At 52.7% G+C, this 768-nt stretch carries 1 protein-coding gene; it reads right to left on the bottom strand.

What is annotated here, in order from left to right; genetic code table 11:
* On the bottom strand, positions 1–768 hold a 768-nt coding region (locus D0T87_RS23670; protein ID WP_203558775.1), incomplete at both ends, for a DUF3575 domain-containing protein.

Raw genomic sequence — 768 nt, 5'->3', positions numbered from 1 at the left:
GTAAGGTTAGACCCATAGCCGCCTTCGGGGGAAGCGTAGCCGGCTATCCGGATACCGGTGATGTTAGCATCAGGGTCTTTCCTTACCGTTTCAATCAGCATATATATCTTTTGCAGTTCCGCAGCATTGTCTTTATACCCAGGTGTGATCTCTGAGCGACCGGCGGCAAAGTCCAGGTAGGCCTGTCCGGCTTCATTGCGGTGTTTCACCGCTTCTACTTGCGGGGTAACAAAGCTGGCAGTAAACTGCGGTTCATAAACCACGGTATGTACCGGAGCAGGGGCAACAGGTGTTTGTACCGGTGCGGCAATAGCCGGTTTCTTCTTCCCGCCAAAAGTATAGATCAGCGTGATACCAGCTTTGGTGGGACCGAAATAGTTCTTATTTCCGCTACCCAGGCGATCACCACATGTACCACATGTGTATTTATCATAATCCAAGTGGGCATACCCCAATCCCAAAGTCGCTTCCATTCCCAGGTGGCGCGAGAAATTCCAGCGGTAGCCATAGCTGGCACCGATTCCCGCACCCCAGCCCTCGTAACGGCTATCGGCCATATTCCGGGAGAAGGGACCATCAGGCAAGCGGCTCACATTATAAAACGCATAATGCGCATGCACACCAAAGAAATGCCCCTTAAAGGCTTCGGTGGTCCACCAGCGAAACTCAGGTTGCACCAATACATGTTTCCACTTCCTGTTTCCCGAGAATGTCCACGGGTTCCAGTTCACCGGCAGTTCAAACGAGGTACGCTCCCCGGTACGGAAC

Source organism: Bacteroides sp. 51, assembly GCF_010500965.1.
Lineage (GTDB): Bacteria > Bacteroidota > Bacteroidia > Bacteroidales > Bacteroidaceae > Bacteroides.
This window is presented reverse-complemented; position numbering and strand designations above follow the sequence as displayed.